Here is a 319-nt window from a genome sequence, read left to right as displayed (position 1 = left end):
GTGTATAAGAGACAGAGCCACTGCCGGATCACTAGTCCCGACTTTCGTCCCTGCTCGACCTGTCAGTCTCACAGTCAAGCTCCCTTGTGCACTTACACTCGACACCTGATTGCCAACCAGGTTGAGGGAACCTTTGGGCGCCTCCGTTACTTTTTGGGAGGCAACCGCCCCAGTTAAACTACCCACCAGGCACTGTCCCTGAACCGGATTACGGTTCGAAGTTAGATATCCAGAGTGACCAGAGTGGTATTTCAACAATGACTCCACACGAACTAGCGTCCATGCTTCAAAGTCTCCCACCTATCCCTGTCTCTTATAC

At 52.0% G+C, this 319-nt stretch carries 1 rRNA gene; it reads right to left on the bottom strand.

Annotation, left to right across the window (positions count from 1 at the left end):
- Positions 1 to 2: 2 nt before the first annotated feature.
- Positions 3 to 319, bottom strand: a 23S ribosomal RNA gene (locus tag L687_RS43005); the annotation flags it as partial.

The organism is Microbacterium maritypicum MF109 (assembly GCF_000455825.1).
Taxonomy (GTDB): domain Bacteria; phylum Actinomycetota; class Actinomycetes; order Actinomycetales; family Microbacteriaceae; genus Microbacterium; species Microbacterium maritypicum_A.
This window is presented reverse-complemented; position numbering and strand designations above follow the sequence as displayed.